This is a genomic window from Paenibacillus athensensis, assembly GCF_004514475.2.
GTDB classification, from domain to species: Bacteria; Bacillota; Bacilli; order Paenibacillales; family NBRC-103111; genus Paenibacillus_AL; species Paenibacillus_AL athensensis.
On sequence record NZ_MYFO02000004.1, the window covers coordinates 135,336 to 153,844 of the forward strand.

Genomic DNA, 18,509 nt, shown 5'->3' on the forward strand with positions numbered 1-18,509 from the left:
GCCCGCAGAATGAGAAACGGGTGGAGACAGAGACCGGATATGGCGCTGCTGGCGATTGCCGGGCTGGCGGCGGTGCTGAATGGGTTTGGCATATGGCGCGAGACTTACGCGAATGCGTATTATACGTCCGCTGTGACGAGTATGCTGCAAAGCTTTCATCTATTCTTTTTTGCCTCCTTTGATCCGGGCGGGTTTGTGACGGTCGATAAGCCGCCGGTGGCGTTTTGGGTGCAGACCGCGAGTGCGTTTGTGTTTGGCGTGCACGGATGGAGCGTGATTTTGCCGCAAGCGCTGGCCGGGATCGGTTCGGTGCTGCTGATGAATGCGCTGGTACGCCCGTCATTTGGATTGACAGCGGGTCGCCTCAGCGCCCTGGTCATGGCCTGCACGCCGATAGCGGCAGCGGTCAGCCGCACGAATAATGTGGACAGTTTGCTTGTTTGTACGCTGCTTGCTGCGGTATGGCTGTTGGTGCGCGGGCTGCGCAGCGGGGGGGCGCGGTGGATTCTGGCGGCTTTTGCATTCGTCGGCATCGGGTTTAATATCAAAATGCTGCAAGCCTATATGGTGCTGCCCGCGATGTATGTGCTGTTCATGCTGAGCTACAAGGCGGCTTGGCGCAAAAAAATTGGCGTGCTGAGCGGGGCTACGGCGCTGCTGCTCGTCGTTTCCCTGTCTTGGGCGATTGTTGTGGATGCAATTCCGGCCACCAAGCGGCCTTATATCGGCAGCAGCCAGAGCAATTCCGTGCTCGAGCTGGCGCTGGGCTATAACGGCATCGCGCGGCTGACCGGCAACGGCGGACCGGGCGGCGGCCGCGGCGGAGCGCCGGGTATGGCTCCGCCGTTTGGTGGCGCGGGCGGGCAACGAGCGGATGGCGGAGCACCCGGAGCAGGTGGCGGCGGCCGAGGTTTTGGAGCGCATGCGATGGGCGGCGGCATGGCGGGCGAGGTTGACGGGGCGCGAGCGGAGGGCGATGGCGGTCAAGCAGCGACCGGCGGGAAGCTGCGCGGTCCGGGCATGGCCGGGCCGATGGGCGCTCCCGGTGGCGGTGGCATGCCGCCTGGCGGATGGGCTCCGGGAGGGCACGGAGGTGACGGCAGGTTTGGTGGCGGAGGGGGCGGCGGCATGTTTAATACCGGCAGTCCGGGGCCGCTCCGGTTGTTCCAATCCCAGCTGTCGGGACAAATCAGCTGGCTGTTGCCGTTTGCCGCCGCTGGTGCGATTGGCCTGCTGAGCGGCTGGAGACGCCGCAGGGCGTTGACGGAGCGGCAGCGGGAAACGATTTTCTGGCTGGCCTGGCTGCTGCCGGCGATGGGATTTTTTAGCGTGGCTGAATTTTTCCATCCTTATTATTTAATAATGTTGGCTCCTCCCATTGCTGCGTTGACCGGAGCCGGTTGGTCGGAGCTGCGCAGCTTGCAGCAAAGCCGGAAAGATTGGAAGTCGTGGCTGCTGCCGGCTGGAATCGTTGCGGCAGCGGCATTTGAGGTGTTTATGCTGTACCCGTACCGTCAGCAGCTGGGCCTCGGTTGGCCGATTGGCGTTGGCGTTGCCGGGCTGGTTGCGGCTTTACTGACGGCGTGGCCGGAATCAAGCCGAACGCATGCGCGTGCGGCTGCATTGATTGTCCTGCTCGCGCTGCTTGCCGCGCCTGCTTATTGGGCGGCTACGCCGATGCTGTACGGGGACAACAGCATGCTCCCGGAAGCCGGACCGCAGCTTCAAGCAGGAGCAGCGCAGAGTGCCGGCGCTTTCGGGCGCTTTGGAGGTGGCGCTGCCGCAGGGCATCCTGGCATGGGTAATCCCGGATTTGCCGGGGGGGCTGCCAATCCTGGCAGTTTTGGTAGACCTGGCGCTGCCGGAGGACCTGGAAGTCCAGGTAATCTGGGCGCTGCTGATGGACCTGGCAATCCTGACGGCCCCGACGGCCCCAATGCAGAGACGTATGATCCCCGGCTGTTAAGCTACGTTATCGCGCACAATACGGGGGAAGCTTTTTTATTTGCGGTCAATAGTGCGACGTCTGCGTCCCCGTACATCATTGAATCGGGCAAAGCGGTGATGGCAATGGGCGGTTTCTCCGGCTCTGATCCGATTCTTACCCCGGAGCGGCTGGAACAGCTCGTTGCCGACAAGCAGATCAAGTATTTCCTGATAGGCGAAGGGGGCTTTGGCGGCGGAAGAGAGGGCAGCGCCGAGCTAACGGCGTGGATTCGCGAACATGGCAAAGAGGTGCCGAGGGAGCAGTGGCAATCCGGGAATGCCGGTCAAGTCGGTTCCGATTTCCACGCAGACCGGACGGCGAGTGAAGCCAACACCGAGGAGCAAGAAGACCCTGCGTTGCCTGACAGGCAGCGGGTTAAGATCTCAACAAAATCCGGCCTTGCCGTACATGACCAGTCTGCTGCCGAGAACAGCAGGAGCCGCGTCCCGGACGACGATTCGATGTTGTCGAATTTGCCGCTGACTGCACCTGAGGGTCCGATGGGCGCGCTGACGTTATACGAAGTCGTTTTGCCTTGAGACAGACCTTGCCCTTACGTGTAAGATGAAAAGATAAGCGAAATGAATCAAGGAGAGGATTGCAATGAAAGAAGCGTTGATCGGCCCGGTGCGGCCGGATTCCGAACTGCCTTTGGAGGTCAGCCTTGACGGGCGTGATTATTATTTGTTGAAGGGAGCTGCCGGAGCGAGGCTGCTTGTATCGCGTCGCTGTCCGCATGCCGGACAAGCGGTGGAGTTTGAAGACGGCGAGCTCGCCTGCCCAATGCACGGCTGGGCGTTTGATCCGGCGAATGGAGCCTGTCTGAACGTACCGGGCAAAGGCTTGGCCGCTTATCCGGTCGAGGAGCGCAGCGGTCAATGGCTGGCGCTGTTTCCTGAAGACGGGGCGCTTGGCTAAGGCCGGCAGCGTATGAGAGGTAGGACGGTTGGCGAATGACTTTTTTGTTCATGATGGCGGTTGGGTTTGTGGAATATGTTCCTGTATTATGGCTGGCACTGACGTTGTTCCGCTGCGATGTGCGGGTATATGGGAAAAAGACGCTGATCATTGCCTTTTTTGGTGCGGTTGTATTTTACATTGTCAGGTTCCAGTATGGGCTGCAAAGCTTGGGCGGTCCGGTGGCCACGCTGGTAAACACGGTGTTGTGGTTCCGGTTTTTGTTCGGATTCCCCTTGCGCAACGCTCTGTTGATGACGGTGTCCGGCTTTGTGCTGGCGGTGTGCGCGGAAACGCTGGTCAATCTCTTGCTGATCGAGGCGGCTAACCTCAGCTTTGCCGAGCTGACTGCGAGCTATGGCTGGATGGCGCTGAGCGTAACGCTGGAAAGCGCGTTAACACTGCTGATTGTCGGCGTGCTGCGCCGCATGCGCTGGGGCTTCTCCTTTTTGTCGGCAAGGCGTCCGATCCGGCTGAGGCAAAACGTGCATGTGCTGGCGTTTATCGTCTGCGGGGTGCTGGTGAGCTCGTTGTTTTTGGAGCTACTGCGCTCGCGAGTGTTTGATCCGTTTATGGTGTTTATTGTGTTCACGCTGGTGGTGCTGTTCGGGTTTTACAGCTCGATGCACAAGGAGCGCGAGGATTGACCGAGATAGAGGCATGGCCGCTTTACTTAACTCCAGGTAACCTAGGCACTAATTTTTCAGTAATGTTCAAGCGTGTTGTCATTGGTTATACTGATCTTGGTTCAACAATTCAATAAAGTGAGGTTAGTCTATCATGAGTCGAATTCTTCCCTTGAATAAAAGAGGCATTGCGGCCAATCCGGTTGTGCTGGGCTGCATGGGCTTTGGCGGCGGCTGGAATCAGAATCCGGTCACGGCCGATGACGTGAAACAATTGCACGCTGCGGTGGACGCGGCGCTTGAAGCGGGTATCAATATGATCGACCACGCCGATATTTACACGTTCGGTAAAGCGGAGGAGGCGTTCGGCAAGCTGTTGAAGGAGCGCCCCGAGCTGCGCGACCAATTGATCTTGCAGTCCAAATGCGGCATTCGGCTGTATGAAAGCCAGGAGCGTCCGCAGCGTTTTGATTTCTCCAAAGAGCATATTTTGCGCAGCGTGGACGGGATTCTGGGTCGATTGGGCATCGAATCGCTTGATATTTTGCTGCTGCATCGTCCCGATCCGCTGGTGGAGCCGGAGGATGTCGCCGAAGCGTTCAATGAGCTGCATCAGTCGGGCAAGGTGAAAAACTTCGGGGTGTCCAACATGAGCGAAGGACAGATCCGTTTTCTGCGCACAGCTGTACAGCAGCCGCTGATCGTTAACCAGATCGAGATGAGCCTGCTCAAGCTGGACTGGCTGAATTCGGTCGTCCACGTCAATCAGGACAAGGGCCGCGAATCGTGCTTCCCGGAAGGGACGATCGAATACTGCCGCACCGAAAATATTCAGCTACAGGCATGGAGCCCGCTGGCGCGCGGTTTGTTCAGCGGTCAGGCGTTGGAAGGGCAAAGCGAGGCTGTCGTTAACACGGCTGCGCTTGTCGGCGAGCTGGCCGAGCGCAAGGGTACGACGCGTGAAGCGATCGTGCTGGCGTTCCTGTTGCGCCATCCGGCCGGAATTCAGCCGGTTATCGGCACCGTGAACCCGCAGCGGATTCTCGCTTGCGGCGAAGCGGTCAAGGTGGAGCTGAGCCGCGAGGAATGGTATCAGCTTTATGTGACGTCGCGCGGCGATAAAATGCCGTAAGCGGTTCGCCGCTTTAGCCAAAGCGGTTGCTTGCGGGCCAGGTTATACAGCGGGCTCAGGTTACACAAAAGGATCTCAAAGCCACGGAATGTGGTCTTGAGATCCTTTTTCATTGCTGCTGCGAGCACGGGGCGGCTTCCGGTCGGGGGAATGATCCGAGGTCGAGGTCAGACGCCGATCAGATCTTTTTCGCGATCGTGCCGCGCGTAGCGGGGAGCCTGCTCGGCGCCGCTGCCTGAGGCGTCGTCTCCGTCTGCGCCGATCGCGGAGCTGCCGTCAGCGCTGCCAGCAGCGTCATCGCCGATCGCGGCCTGCCAATCGGCGTGCTGTAGCAGCGGCGCATGCGGCGCTGCAAGCTCGCCTTGCGCCTCCGCGAGAGGCGGCTGCTCCGCCGCCCTCGGCGCTTTAACGTCCGCGCCTTGCGCCCCGTCTGCTCGCGCCGCCGCCGCATCCGCCGCATCCGCCGCCAGCGCCGCGCGCGGCCGCTCCCACAGCGCGCTCGCTTCGGCCGCACCAACGCCATGCAAGCGTCCGTCCGCGACGTCCGCTTGCCCATCAGCCGCATCCCCGGTGCGGAAGCGGCTGATTTCCGCAAACAGCCGCTGCGCCAGGCTGTACATATCGTCCGATTCGCCGGCGATGCGGCGAATCGCAGCATCCTGGTCAATCGACGTCGAATTGACCTCTTGCACACCAGCGGCCGTCTCCTGCGCAATCGCCGCCACGAATTGCACCGATTGAACGAGTGTCTCGTTCTTCCGGCGCACGTGGCCGATGTTCAGGTGAATCCGCTCCACCTGCCCGGCCATCCCGGCCATCGCTTGCTCAATGACGCTGAACGCAGCGAGCGTATCGCCGATTCGCCCGTTCTGGTATAGCGTAATCTCACGCGCCGTGGCCAGATTGTGCTTGAGCTGCTCCATCTGCTGCTGCAGCTCCTGAATAATGCCCGCGACCAGCTTCGAGGAGTCGCTGGTCTGCTGCGACAGCTGGCGCACCTCGTCGGCGATGACCGAGAAGCCGCGCCCGTTCGCTCCGGCGCGCGCCGCTTCAATCGCCGCGTTCAGCGCCAGCACGTTGGTTTGCGTGGCGATGTCGCTGATCGAGCGCACAATCGCGCCGATCTGCTGCGAGCTGGCGCCGAGCGTCTCCATCGCGCCGTCGACCCGCTGCAGCACCTCCTGCGAGCGGGCGGCCGCCGTTTGCAGCGATTGCATTGATTCGGCGCCGTTGCGCGTGCTTGCGGCAGCCTCCAGTCCCGAGCGCTGCATGTCATCCGCGTAATCGGCGATATCGCGGATATCCGTCTCCAGCTCGGCGATAATCAGCGCGCTCGTCTCCGACTGCTCCGCTTGCTTGCCCGCTCCGGCGGAAATCTCTTCAATCGAACGGACGATGTCCGTATTGGCTGCCGCCGTCAGCTGCGAGAAGCGCTGGAACGATTCGGCGTGCGCCGACAGCGAGGATGCGATGCCCAGCGTATTGCCCAGCATGTGACGCACCTGCACGATCATATGATCGAAGCTGGCGCTAAGCTGGCCAAGCTCATCGCGCGAATCCGCGCCAATCGTGTGGCGCAGGTCGCCGGCCGCGATCAGCGCGACTGCTTTTTGCAAGCGGGCAATCGGGCGGGTGAACGAACGGATCAGCCCATAGGCAATCGCAACGGTGGCGAGCAGCACAAGGGCGGCTGCGAACAGCATCACCCGGCTTGTATCGTCCAGTCGCTGATAGGACTGGGCCACCGCTTGTCCGGCTTGATCGGCGTACGTGACGTAGAACTTGTCGACCAGCGCAAAGATTTGCTCCTTCAGCCCTTGCGATTCATTGTACAAGTAGAGCAAATTGATCTCCAGATCCGTCGGCTTCATCGACGGGTCCTGGACCATTTTCGCCGCGGTATCGAAGTTATTGATGTAATCGACCGAGGCTTGAATCAGCTGGCTGCGCCATTTTTGCTGCTCAGGGGTCGCGGCGGTATCGCCAATGCTTTTGATCAGCTCGTTGTACGGCTCCCTTTTTGCATTATAAGTCAGAATGTATTCCGGCTTTTTGGAGATTTCCAGCCCGGACGCGATGATGTTGAGCTCCTGCACCATTTCCTTCAATTCCAACGCCTTCACCTTCAAATCCACCTTGTCGTTCTGGTCGCTCATTTGCGCCTTGATTTGATTCACCTGTACCCAATTGAAATAAGCCACACCGAGGAAAATCAGCAGCAATCCGCAAAAACCGGCCAGCAGCTTGACGCGCATCGTGATAGAAAATCCTTTTTTTCGCATTTGCGATCCCTCCGCAACAAAGTTTGGACTGACAATCTTGTTGCTTCTACTATAAGGGCCGTCTATTAACTGTGAACCTGATCTTTGTCAACCGGATGTAAAATAACGCAAAGCCGCGCCATTCAAGCGTTCGCGAACGCTGTGCGACCTGATTTTTCACAGCTGCGGCGGCCAGCCAATCGCCTCCCTGGGCGTCTATGAAAACAGCCCCTGAAAGTTTTACATAGCGTTTACGTTTCGCAGGTTTGGATTTTACATTCGATTGTTACGATGTCCTAGGATGATTTAAAAAAAGGGAGGACATACTAATCATGTTCAAATTCGTAACGAAAAGCAGCCTCACACTCGCGTTATCTTCGATTCTGCTGGTGGGGGCACTGACGGGCTGCGGTACAAAAACAGAAGACAGCCAATCCGCTGCATCGCCAAGCGCATCGGCGCAAGCCACGGCCAGCGCAGACGCGGCCAAAACCGATCTGTCGGGTACTGTCACTGCGTCCGGCTCCAGCGCTCTGCTGCCGCTCGTCAAGCAGGCTGCAACCGAGTTTATGGAAAAAAATCCGAAAGTAACGATTAACGTTACCGCCGGCGGTTCCGGCACAGGCATCAAAAACGTCGCAGACGGCACCTCCGACATCGGTAACTCCGACGTTGAACCGGCTGCTGAATATAAAGACAAAGGTCTGGTTGACCACGTAGTAGCCATTGCTCCTTTTGCCCTCATCGTCAATAAAGATGTGAACATCGACAACCTGACCACTGCGCAAGCAGCCGACATCTTTGCCGGTAAAATCACCAACTGGAAAGACGTAGGCGGTCAAGACGCGAAAATCACCATCGTTCACCGTCCGGACAGCTCCGGCTCGCGTAAGCTGGTGCAGCAAATTATTCTCGGCGGCAAAGATTTCACGAAAGACGGCATTACGCAAGAAAACAGCGGCGCGATGAAAACGGCTGTCGCTCAAACCAGCGGTTCGATCGGTTACGTAGACGTTCCTTATGTCGACGACACGCTGAAAGCTCTGAAAGTCGACGGTGTGGCGTATTCCGAAGACAATATCAAGAACAGCACCTATAAGCTGTTTGGCATAGAGCATATGTACACCAAAGGCGAAGCGAAGGACCCTGCCAAAGCGTTCATCGAGTACATTCAAAGCAAGGAATTCCAAGGCAAGCAAGTGCGTGACCTGAAGTTCCTGCCAGCGGATTTGCTGAAAAAATAATCGTTTCCCCGGCTACACGGGACCTCTCTCCAGCGATGCTCAAGGCATCGCTTTTTTTGCCGTTCGTTCGGGGACGGCGAAGGCGGAGGCAGAGCGTTCCGTTGGGCCGAGCCGGCCTGCTGCCGAACGCCTTGAGCGTGGAGCGGCAATTTTTACATTGGCTTAACAATTCATTGACGGTGCATTTACATTCATCGCCTATGATTAGGGGAGTGCAACTTTGAATAAAAGGGGGCTTTCCCATTGAATTCCGTAGCAGACAAGCTGGTTAACGCCAAAGAAAAAACGCGGCCGCTCGTCACGTCCTGGACGCGCGCGCAGATGCGCCACGATTCGCTCATGCGCTGGGTATTCGTCGGCAGCGCAGCGCTGGTGTCGGCCATCATTTTTTCCATTATCGTATTTGTGGGGATGCAGGGGATCAAGACGTTTGCCGACGTCAGTCCGCTGGAGTTTTTCCTGTCCACCGACTGGACGCCGAGCTCGGAGAAATTTGGCGCGCTGCCGTTTCTGTACAGCACGCTGCTGCTGACCTTGCTGTCGGTTGTGCTGGCGGTGCCGCTGGCGTTGTCCGGCGCGTTGTTTATGGCCAAAATAGCGCCGCGATGGATGCGCGAAATTCTTCGTCCGGCGACCGACCTGTTCGTCGGCATTCCCTCTGTCGTCTACGGTCTGATCGGCATGACGTTCATTGTGCCGCTGCTCGGCAAGCTGACCGGCGGGATTGGCTACGGCATCCTGCCTGCGGCGATTATCCTTGCGGTGATGATTCTCCCGACGATTCTATCGATCTCCGAGGATGCGCTGCGGGCGTTGCCCGGACGCTTGGAGGAGGCGTCGCTGGCGCTGGGCGCGACCCGCTGGCAGACGATGTGGCGCGTGCTGCTGCCGGCAGCGCGTCCCGGTATTTTGACCGGCATTATTCTGGGGATGGGCCGGGCGATCGGCGAAACGATGGCGGTGTTCATGGTGATCGGCAACTCGCCGCAAATGCCCAAGTCGCTGCTCGACTCCACAACGGTGCTGACGACGGCGATCGTCAAGGACATGGGCAACACGAACTACGGCACGACCTGGAACAACGCGCTGTATTTAATGGCGCTCGTGCTGCTGGTCATCTCGCTGGCGCTCATCCTGATCATCCGGATTGTAGCCAAAAGGAGTGAATTAAAATGAACAGTCGTGTGACCGACAAGCTGGCGACCGTTTACTTCTGGATATCGGGCATTGCCATTATTGCGCTGCTTGCAGCTTTCCTGATCCGTATTCTCGGCGACGGCATTCCGCATTTGAGCTGGCATTTCCTGTTCGGCAAGCCGGAGGAAATCGTGGCCGGCGGCGGCGTAGGCCCGCAATTATTCAACTCCTTCTACATTTTGTTCCTGTCGCTCGTCATTTCGGTGCCGATCGGCATCGGTGCGGGCGTGTATTTGGCTGTCTATGCGCAAAAAAGCAAATTCACCGATCTAGTGCGCATTTCCGTTGAGGTGCTGTCCTCGGTGCCTTCGATTGTATTCGGCTTGTTCGGCTTCCTGCTGTTTGCCAACCTGCTTGGCCTCAAATTCTCGATTCTCGGCGGTGCAGCAACGCTCAGCCTGCTTAATCTGCCGGTGCTCGTCCGCGTCACGGAGGAAGCGATCCGCACGGTGCCGGAGTCGTATTGGGAAGCAAGTCTGGCGCTGGGCTCGACCAAATGGCAGGCCATCCGCAAGGTGCTGATTCCAGCGGCGCTGCCGACGCTGATTACCGGCATTACGCTGGTGGCCGGGCGGGCGCTGGGCGAATCGGCAATTCTGATTTATACGGCCGGCTTGTCGGTATCGCGCTTTTTCCCTGATTTCAATCCGTTAAAAATGGGCGAGACGTTGTCTGTTCACCTGTGGTATATCCAGGCGGAATCGCTGGTGCCCGATGCGAAGAACATCGCTCAAGGCAGCGCGGCGCTGCTGCTGATTGTCGTACTGGTCTTCAATTTGCTCGTGGGCATTCCGAGCCGTATTTTACAAAAACGATTAACCGGAGGGAAATGACTGTGGTCATCAAGCCTAAAATCAAAGCGGAGAAATTGAATCTGTACTACGGCGATCATCACGCCTTGCACGATATTCAGCTTAGCATTGAAACGGGAACGATTGCCGCGTTGATCGGGCCGTCTGGCTGCGGCAAATCGACGTTTCTGCGCACGCTCAACCGGATGAACGACCTGATCGACAACGTGCGGATTACCGGGGACGTTGTGGTAGACGGACACAATATTTATGGCGGCGATTCCGATGTGGTTTCGCTGCGCAAGCGCGTAGGCATGGTTTTTCAGCGTCCGAACCCGTTTCCGATGAGCGTCTATGACAACATTGCGTACGGTCCGCGCATTCACGGCACGAAAAAGAAAGCCGTCCTCGACGAAATCGTCGAGCGCAGCTTGACCCAAGCGGCGTTGTGGGACGAAGTCAAGGACCGGCTGCACAAATCGGCCTTGGGCTTATCGGGCGGCCAGCAGCAGCGGCTGTGCATTGCCCGCTTGCTGGCTGTCGAGCCCGACGTGCTGCTCATGGACGAGCCGACCTCGGCGCTGGACCCGATCTCCACGCTCAAGGTCGAGGAGCTGACGCAGACGCTCAAGCAGCAATATACGATCATTATTGTGACGCATAACATGCAGCAGGCGGCGCGTATTTCCGATATGACATCGTTTTTCCTCAACGGCTATTTGGTGGAAACCGATAAAACCGACAAAATTTTTACGAACCCGAATGACCAACGGACCGAAGATTACATCACCGGGCGATTCGGATAAACCAAGGGGGGCAGGTCATGGACACCAGATCCGGTTTTCATCATTCGCTGGAGCTTTTGCAAACAGAATTGCTGCAAATGGGCAGCAGCGTAGAGAAACTGATTCATCAGGCGGTCGAATCGCTGTCGCAGCTCGATGAAGGGCAAGCGCAGCAAATTATCGAACGCGACGATTTGATTGACGACTATTTGACGACCATCGACGAGCTGTGCCTGCGGCTGATCGCGCTGCAGCAGCCGATGGCCAGCGATTTGCGGATTATCGGCACAGCGCTGAAAATCGCGACCGATCTGGAGCGCATCGCCGATCATGCCGTGGATATTGCCCGCGTGACGCTGCGCTTTGCCGGCGAAACGCTGGTCAAGCCGCTGGAAATCATTCCGCAGATGGCCGACATCGCCAAGGAAATGCTGCGCGAAAGCCTGCTGGCTTACACCGAACGCAACGTGCACCGCGCCGCAGCACTGGCCGAGAAAGACGATCAGGTCGATAAGCTGTACAGCTCGATCATGCAAGAGGTGATCGGCTTGATGGGTACGGAGCTCAGCCGCAACCGCCAGCTGACGCATCTGCTGCTGGTGGCGCATTTCCTGGAGCGGGTCGCCGACCACGCAACGAACATTGGCGAAGGCGTTATTTATATGGTCACGGGCAAGCGCAAGGATTTGAACGTGTAGGCTAGCTCTGCGCGTTGCATAAACAGGGGAGCCCCGCAGGCCCGATCCGCTTGCAGCGTTTGATCACCTCCAACGATCGGCCCTTCGCCGGTCGTTTTGTTTTACAGATCGGGAGAGGCGAGACTGAAAACATTTATTTTATCCCAAATCTTGAATCTCCATACGTAAATTGGGTAAAATAAAAACAAGCTGCTGGACGGGAGATCGCCGCCAATCAAGCTTTCGAGGATTGAGCAGTTTTTTCGACCAATTTGTGATGCTCGAAAAAACGATGGAAGCGTGCAGGTGGAGCGATGCGGGGAAGCCTTGCTGCATCTGGATTTTTTGCCGGCCGTGCAGGGCGGTTACATTTGGACCCGACTTACTTAGGGGATTGAAAGTGGTAATGAAGCGGTCTACAAATACTACGGCGTGTAGTTGTAGCAACGTGATGCTACTGATGTAAGAATGAAAATGAACCAAATAAAAAACGCCCAAGCGGGCGCTTTGTTGTAAGGTGAAGCAATCTACGGCTATTTTTAATGAAGTTAGAAAATCAATTCAACGTATGTCGTAACTGATTGACTTCCTCCACAGATAGGCCAGATACCTCGGCAGTCATTGCCACATCCATACCTTTGTTTAGCAACTTCAGGGCAATTTCCTTGGCTTTGTTATGTTCCCCTTCCTCGCGTGCTCCGGCCAACATGGAAGCTTCGTCGTGGAGTGCTTTCTGCCGCATTTCATATTGCCGTCGCGCCTCGACATCCTGGCTCAAAAATTCCAGCGTCGTCATCGCTTTTTCCAAGTTGTATCACCTCAATTACATGACACTAGCCATTGAGATTTCAACAGTGGTTACGGTAACCATGTTCATTGCATTCATGACAGCTTCGATTCGCTCTTTTGTTGCTCCGTAGTATTCATTTCGCTCATCCCTGGAGACCTGGGCTTCGGAAACCCCCAATTTAGCAGCTAATTCCTGTTGGCTCATCCCGACAAAAATTCGGTAGGCAATGAGTGTTTTTCCTAGGTGTTCAAAATTTATTAATTTACCAAAATCCCCGCGTTTTATTTTTTCATAATAAACCACCTCGTCTTTAAGCTGTTCATGAAAAGATAACGTGGGTTCGATGGCGATTTCAATTTGCTCGTGGGTTAATCCCATATGTTTAAGTCGTTCTTTTTCTGCCGCGATAAAGTTCTGATCATCCTTTAGTTTTTCAATGGCTTTTTGATAAGAAGCGTCGGTTTTAATCATAGTACAATCTCCTCAAATTTGTAGTAAGTTCAAATGTTTATTTAATAATCTGTATAATACCTTTATGGATAAACGTGTCTCTAGTTTGGCGAAACGCTGCAGGGAATAGAAGATTGTGCCCTGTCTTGTCACAAATTCCTGTTGTTGGCCCGTTGCCATAATGGGGATACAGTTCAACCCGATAGGCGTGCCACATGGGTAACTGGGCTTTCGTATAGTTCAGGTAAGGACGTCGGCTGCTTCGATCCCATGTCCATATTTTTTTAGGATCTAAAAAATTCAATGCTCTGACTAAAGTTCCGGAAACTATGTCTTGCAATTCACACTCAAAATAACCGTCAATATCATTAGGATGTGCTTTATTTTCAACAAATGATCCATCAATAAAAATTTTTGTTATACCAACTTCCCAAAGCTGTTTGACCATGATGTGCAAATTGTTCACCAAATACATTCTCCAGTCGCGATCCCAAGGTTCATCTCCTCCGGGACCTTCGACCAAAATTGAATTTCGTAATTCAGGAAAGGTCATCTGATAATCATCTGGCGGCAATAATCCGTCTGCATTAAATTGCATCAATAAGCGACCTTCTTTCCGTCACAATAATTGCAGTTAACGAATTAGTTAACTTAACATATATGTTAATATTTTTTTGTTTCGAAAACAAGTATCAGCTCCATCAAATGAACATATTTTGCCCCGCAACGCAAGCTTGATCGCAAAAAAGCGCGCCTCACGGCACGCTTTTATTCAGCTATTCAGATGTAGTGGTGCAAACGCCCCGCCTATTCCAGTGCAGCGGCGAACAGCATCCCGACGGCGTCGCTGCCGGTGACGCTGAACGAGACGCCGTTTGCGTCGGCGGTGGCATCGAGTCCGGCAATCGCAGCGTCGTCTTTCAAGCCGAGCTTGGCGAGCACGCCGTCGCGGTCGGCTTTGGCCAACTGCGGTGCAGCGGCAGCGACGCTGGCGTCGATCAGCGCAACGGCATTGGCGTCGAGCGCCGCAGGGTTGTCGCCTGAGCCGAGTAGCGTAATCCCGCGCAGGGTATGATCGGCGCTATTGATTAGCGCGACGAGCGTCAGCTTGGCGCTGAGCGGGTGGCTGTAGGCGAGATGATCTCCCTTGTCTTCAAACGGACCGTCCGGCAGCACCAGACTGAGGCCGTTATCTTTGGCCGTCTGATTAAAGCCGGCGATGAAGGCTTCCGCGCTGATGACTGCTGCCGCTTTACCGGAGCTGGCCGGCGTCGCTTCTGCCGCACTATTGCGGGTGTTCGACAATACCGGCGGCACGAGCGTCGGCTCGACCTTTAATTGCAGCTTGCTCGGCGATTTGAACAGATTCAGGCTGATCAGAACGACAGCGATGCAGGCGATGGCAAAAATGATTTTTTTCAAAACAGGGCCTCCTCAGTAATGACGGGCTTATTGGGCCAAATAGAAGCCGCTGTCCCGGTAGACGTAAAAGCCGGTTTGCGGCTTTTTGATTTTTTCGGTTTCGGATGCGCGGACGAGCAGGACGTTTTGGCTGCCGATCTTGGTTTTGGCGATCGTGCCTTTGACCGACACCCAGGAGTCGTTGCCGAGCTTCATCGGCTCCGCGCCTTCCACGACGACGCCGACGGGAATAGCGTCCGCTGCGCAGCACCCGACGGCCAGCCGGCCCAAAACATATTGATTCGGTCCGAGATTGTCCATATGATAGACGAACCCGGAAATGCGAATCTGCTTGTCCACGTAGTTGTCGAGATACAGGTTGACAGTGGCCAAGGTTTCCATAAACTGCTTTTCGGTCACATCAATTAACGGCTGCTTGAATAATGCGATGCCGTGATTCACAAATACCTGCATCAGCTTGTTCGGAAACAGCTTGTTCAAGTCGGCTTGGCTGAGCGTAGACGGATCGGCCGGTATGGCTGGAGCAGCTGTGTCCGCAGAGCTGTCCGCCGTTCCGGAGGACAGTCCTCCAGCTGTGCTGCCGAGCACGCTGCTGCCGGTAAGCTGCACGCCTTTTTGCACAAAAACGGCGCTGCCCAGCTCGGTATTCGGCAGCAAAAAGCCGGCGGCCAGCGGGATGAGGAACAGCACGTAAATGAGCGCGCTTTTGATCGGCGATTGTTGTTCCTCGTGATCATGGCCGCAGTCGCAAGCAGGTAATTCTGTTTTTTTCTCATTAAATAGAAGCGTCAGGGTTTCGTACAACTGCACGAGCGAGACGACAAACAGGGCGATGACGGCCCACTTCTCGTAGCGGACCATGCGCGGGGCCAAATAATATTCGATGTCGCCGCCTTTGACTAGCGTGGAAATGTAATAGGAGAACAAAAACAAAATAACGGTACGGATAACGGCGTGCAGCTTGCGCGATCGCGCTAATGTCGGGTTCAAGGCGTCTCCTCCTTCAGAAATCATTCGGGCGTGTGGGACAATCGGAACATCGGCGGCAGGGCCGGACTAGATCAGCAGCTACGTCATCCAGCCTAGCAGATAGATGGTCAGCGAGCCGAGGAAGACGATCGTTCCGACAATGGCGATCAACGCCAGCACGAAACGGGTTTTGAACATCGAATGCAGCATCAGTGTCACCTTCAGGTCGATCATCGGACCGAAGACGAGGAAGGCCAGCAGCGACGAATAGCCGAACGAGGTGGTGAACGACGAAGCGACGAAGGCGTCGGACGTCGAGCAAAGCGACAGGATGTAGGCGTAGCCCATCATGAACAGGTGACTAAGGCCCGGTTGGCCGCCGATGCCGGTAAGTACTTCGCGCGGCAGCGAGGTTTGGATGAGCGCGGTCAGCATGGCGCCGATGATCAGGTACAGGCCCATTTCAAAAAATTCCCCGGCAGCGTGCTTGCCCATGCCGATCAGCTTGCCGCTCCAGCCGGAGCCGGATGTGTCATGGTCATGATGATGAGTCACCGTATCGGCGCCTTGGCCGTTGACGGTCGAATGGCTGACGCGCAGCGGGCTTTTTTTCATAAAAGCATGCAGCAGCAGGCCCAGAATGACGGCCACAGCGAACGCCAGCCCCATACGGGCGTAAGCGAGCGTGGGGTAAACCTGAAAGGCGGTGCGCGTAGACAAATAAACGACCGGATTGAGCACTGGCCCGACGACAATGAACACGACGGCAATCATCGGCGGCATGCCTTTGTGCAGCAGCCGTTTGACGACGGGAATCATGCCGCATTCACACAGGGGGAACAGGATGCCCAGCAAGCAAGCGAACAATATGCCCAGGATCGGGTTCTTGGGCATCCAGCGGCGGACGGTCTCCTCGGTGACGAACATTTGCAGCACGGATGACACGAGTACGCCCAACAGAACGAAGGGCAGCGCTTCGAGAATGATGCTGAGAAAAATCGTTTTGAGCATGGCAAATTCCCCTATAATTCTTCAAGTTCGGTCACTGCCTGGCAAGAATCGGCAGCGTATGGTTCCATTATACCCCTGCGCTGCAGCCGGATTGTAGCGAACGGGGGCGATTTGGTCGCTTGTCCAATGAATTTTGGCTGCGCGGCGCGAAGGTGGCCGGCAAATAAGCCCGCGGAACTATTTACACGGATTTTACATTCGCTTGACGGTTTCACTTATTTCGTTTGCTACACTATGGATAATAGAGCAAGTAAGGGATGATGCCGATGGCGTTCCAATCGTTCGCGCAGCCCCGCAGCCGGCAGGATGCGGTTGAGCTGACGGAGCCGTTTCTGCGGATTATGGAGGAGCAATCGATATACAGCGTGTACCAGCCGATCGTGTCCTTGCAGGACGGGACGGTGTTCGGCTATGAGGCGCTGACGCGCGGACCAGCCGGCAGCGGGCTGGAAGCGCCGCAGCTGCTGTTTCAATATGCCCAGGAGCAGGGGCGCTTGTATGCGCTGGAGCGGCTGTCGCGGGAAAAGGCGATTGCCGGCGCGCGGCTGGCGCAGCGCCAGCCTTTGTTTATTAACGTCTCGGCACAGGTGCTTAGCGACCCGCAGTTCGTGCCGGGGCAGACGCTGGAGCTGCTGCAAGCCAGCGGCATGACGCCGGCGCAGGTGGTGTTCGAGATTACCGAACGCAGCTCGATAGAGGATTTTACGCGCGCGCAAAAGGTGCTGGAGCATTACCGACGGCAGGGCTACCGCATTGCGATTGACGACGCGGGGGCCGGCTATTCGTCGTTGCAGGCGATTGCCGAGCTGCAGCCGGATTTTATCAAGATTGATCGCTCGTTGATTCAAGGGCTTCATCAGATCAAGGTAAAGGAATATATCGTTGAAACGTTTGTGACGTTTGCCCATAAAATGAATATTCAGCTCATTGCCGAAGGCATCGAGGAGCCGGACGAGCTGGTGAAGCTGACGCATATGGGCGTTCATCACGCGCAGGGCTACTTGCTAGGGCGGCCAGGGCCGGGGCCGGCGGATGTTCCGCCGCTATGCCGCACGCTGATCGCTCAGCATCAACGGCTGCTCATGACGGGCGGCGGCTGGATGATCGGCGATTTGGCCGCACCGGCGCAAGTCTTCGAGGGGAGCGACCGGATTTCGGCCGCAGCGGATTATTTCAAGCGTTATCCGGAGGCGACGGGCGCGGTCGTTGTGCGGCAGGGAACGCCTGTCGGGCTGCTGATGCGCGAGCGGCTGTTCCAGCAGCTGGCCGGGCAATACGGCTTTTCGCTATTCTGGAACCGCAGCATCGAGCAGGCTATGGACCCAGCGCCGCTGATCGTGGATGAACGCTTGCCGGTGGAGCGCGTCTCGCAAATGGCGACCTCGCGTTCGATCCGTAATCTGTACGATCTCGTGATCATTACGAGCGGCGGCAAGATGGCCGGAGTCGCTTCCGTGCGCGCGATGCTGGAGAGCATCACGAACGCCCGGATGGAAAGCGCGCGTGTCGCCAGTCCTCTGACCGGGCTACCGGGCAACTTGCAAATCAACCGCGAGCTGAGCAAGCGGCTAGTGGAGAGCCAGCCGTTTTGCGTCATCTATGGCGATCTGGATTTTTTCAAATGGTTTAATGACAAGTTCGGGTTTCAAAAGGGCGACAGCCTGATCCAGTACACGGCGGATTGCTTACAAACCGCGATGGCGGCATGCGGGACGCCTCACGATTTCATCGGCCATGTCGGCGGCGACGATTTCATCGTCATTTCGCTGAGCGAGGAGCCGGAGCGGCTGTGTCGCGAAATGCTGCGCCGCTTTGAGGCGGGGGTGATGACGCTGTACGAGCCCGACCAATGGATGGACGTCGAGGACCGCATGGGCAATCGCGCGGACAGCGACGGCGTCAGCTTGTCTCTGTCGCTGCTTATCATCCTTCAGGAGACGGCAGTAACGCCGGAGCTGATCTCGCAGGCAGCGGCGAGGCTGAAGAAGCAGGCGAAGGCGCACAAGGGCAGCGTGGTTTGCAGCCGGACGATTGGCGCGCTGGAGGAAGCAGCCCGGCCTGAATAAGCGTGCGATACAAAGAGGAACTGCATAATAATTAGAAAGAAAAAGGGCCTCCCGGCCGCCAACTGCAAGCTTGGCGTGCCGGGAGGCTTTGTTTGCGCGTTGTCGGGAAGATGAAGAATAAGGATTGAAACGGGGAGAAATCGT

16 protein-coding genes and 1 pseudogene are annotated in these 18,509 nt (G+C 56.5%); 10 read left to right on the plus strand and 7 right to left on the minus strand.

The genetic code is table 11. The features are described 5' to 3' along the window. Positions 1-9: 9 nt before the first annotated feature. The 4 genes from B5M42_RS08755 (at position 10) to B5M42_RS08770 (ending at position 4,702) form a co-directional block, all read left to right on the plus strand. Positions 10-2,526, plus strand: coding sequence for a glycosyltransferase family 39 protein (locus B5M42_RS08755; protein ID WP_134749204.1), 2,517 nt, complete (start codon positions 10-12; stop codon positions 2,524-2,526). A 64-nt stretch (positions 2,527-2,590) separates the two neighbouring features. Further along, positions 2,591-2,905 (plus strand): Rieske (2Fe-2S) protein, encoded by a 315-nt coding sequence (locus B5M42_RS08760; protein WP_134749206.1) that lies wholly within the window; start codon positions 2,591-2,593, stop codon positions 2,903-2,905. Between the two features lie 35 nt (positions 2,906-2,940). Continuing rightward, on the plus strand, positions 2,941-3,591 hold the full coding sequence (locus tag B5M42_RS08765; protein ID WP_134749208.1) for a hypothetical protein: 651 nt from the start codon (positions 2,941-2,943) through the stop codon (positions 3,589-3,591). A 133-nt stretch (positions 3,592-3,724) separates the two neighbouring features. Beyond that, the gene (locus B5M42_RS08770) at positions 3,725-4,702 is read left to right on the plus strand and encodes an aldo/keto reductase (protein WP_134749210.1); all 978 of its coding nucleotides are present in this window, start codon (positions 3,725-3,727) and stop codon (positions 4,700-4,702) included. 167 nt (positions 4,703-4,869) lie between these two features. Here B5M42_RS08770 and B5M42_RS08775 read toward each other — a convergent pair whose 3' ends face one another. Beyond that, positions 4,870-6,984 (minus strand): methyl-accepting chemotaxis protein, encoded by a 2,115-nt coding sequence (locus B5M42_RS08775; protein ID WP_134749212.1) that lies wholly within the window; start codon positions 6,982-6,984, stop codon positions 4,870-4,872. Between the two features lie 311 nt (positions 6,985-7,295). On the opposite strand from B5M42_RS08775, the gene B5M42_RS08780 reads away from it, so the two are divergent. The 5 genes from B5M42_RS08780 (at position 7,296) to phoU (ending at position 11,678) form a co-directional block, all read left to right on the plus strand. Next, entirely contained in the window at positions 7,296-8,207 is a 912-nt protein-coding gene (locus B5M42_RS08780) for a phosphate ABC transporter substrate-binding protein (RefSeq protein WP_134749214.1), read from the plus strand. 243 nt (positions 8,208-8,450) lie between these two features. Further along, a complete protein-coding gene (gene pstC / locus B5M42_RS08785) occupies positions 8,451-9,383 on the plus strand; it encodes a phosphate ABC transporter permease subunit PstC (protein WP_134749216.1) in 933 nt (310 codons plus the stop codon). Beyond that, a complete protein-coding gene (gene pstA / locus B5M42_RS08790; protein ID WP_134749218.1) occupies positions 9,380-10,237 on the plus strand; it encodes a phosphate ABC transporter permease PstA in 858 nt (285 codons plus the stop codon). Before pstC ends, pstA begins: the two co-directional genes overlap by 4 nt. Continuing rightward, positions 10,234-11,001: a phosphate ABC transporter ATP-binding protein PstB gene (gene pstB, locus B5M42_RS08795; protein WP_134749220.1), complete on the plus strand. Its 768-nt coding sequence runs from the start codon at positions 10,234-10,236 to the stop codon at positions 10,999-11,001. Before pstA ends, pstB begins: the two co-directional genes overlap by 4 nt. A gap of 17 nt (positions 11,002-11,018) precedes the next feature. Beyond that, positions 11,019-11,678: a phosphate signaling complex protein PhoU gene (gene phoU, locus B5M42_RS08800; protein WP_134749222.1), complete on the plus strand. Its 660-nt coding sequence runs from the start codon at positions 11,019-11,021 to the stop codon at positions 11,676-11,678. Positions 11,679-12,213: 535 nt separating this feature from the next. Here the strand turns inward: phoU and B5M42_RS08805 are convergent. The 6 genes and pseudogenes from B5M42_RS08805 to B5M42_RS08830 all read right to left on the minus strand — a co-directional run. Next, positions 12,214-12,465 (minus strand): annotated as a pseudogene (locus B5M42_RS08805) (Rpn family recombination-promoting nuclease/putative transposase); the annotation flags it as partial. A gap of 15 nt (positions 12,466-12,480) precedes the next feature. Next, positions 12,481-12,918, minus strand: coding sequence for a helix-turn-helix domain-containing protein (locus tag B5M42_RS08810; protein WP_134749224.1), 438 nt, complete (start codon positions 12,916-12,918; stop codon positions 12,481-12,483). Positions 12,919-12,955: 37 nt separating this feature from the next. Further along, on the minus strand, positions 12,956-13,495 hold the full coding sequence (locus B5M42_RS08815; protein ID WP_134749226.1) for a DUF6932 family protein: 540 nt from the start codon (positions 13,493-13,495) through the stop codon (positions 12,956-12,958). A 209-nt stretch (positions 13,496-13,704) separates the two neighbouring features. Beyond that, the gene (locus B5M42_RS08820; protein ID WP_134749229.1) at positions 13,705-14,319 is read right to left on the minus strand and encodes a hypothetical protein; all 615 of its coding nucleotides are present in this window, start codon (positions 14,317-14,319) and stop codon (positions 13,705-13,707) included. A gap of 27 nt (positions 14,320-14,346) precedes the next feature. Continuing rightward, positions 14,347-15,309: a TIGR03943 family putative permease subunit gene (locus B5M42_RS08825; protein ID WP_167689573.1), complete on the minus strand. Its 963-nt coding sequence runs from the start codon at positions 15,307-15,309 to the stop codon at positions 14,347-14,349. A gap of 78 nt (positions 15,310-15,387) precedes the next feature. Further along, positions 15,388-16,299, minus strand: a complete 912-nt coding sequence (locus B5M42_RS08830; RefSeq protein ID WP_134749233.1) for a permease — start codon at positions 16,297-16,299, stop codon at positions 15,388-15,390. A gap of 266 nt (positions 16,300-16,565) precedes the next feature. Here B5M42_RS08830 and B5M42_RS08835 point away from each other — a divergent pair, with 266 nt between their 5' ends. Further along, positions 16,566-18,365: a GGDEF domain-containing protein gene (locus B5M42_RS08835; RefSeq protein WP_167689575.1), complete on the plus strand. Its 1,800-nt coding sequence runs from the start codon at positions 16,566-16,568 to the stop codon at positions 18,363-18,365. Positions 18,366-18,509 lie beyond the last annotated feature (144 nt).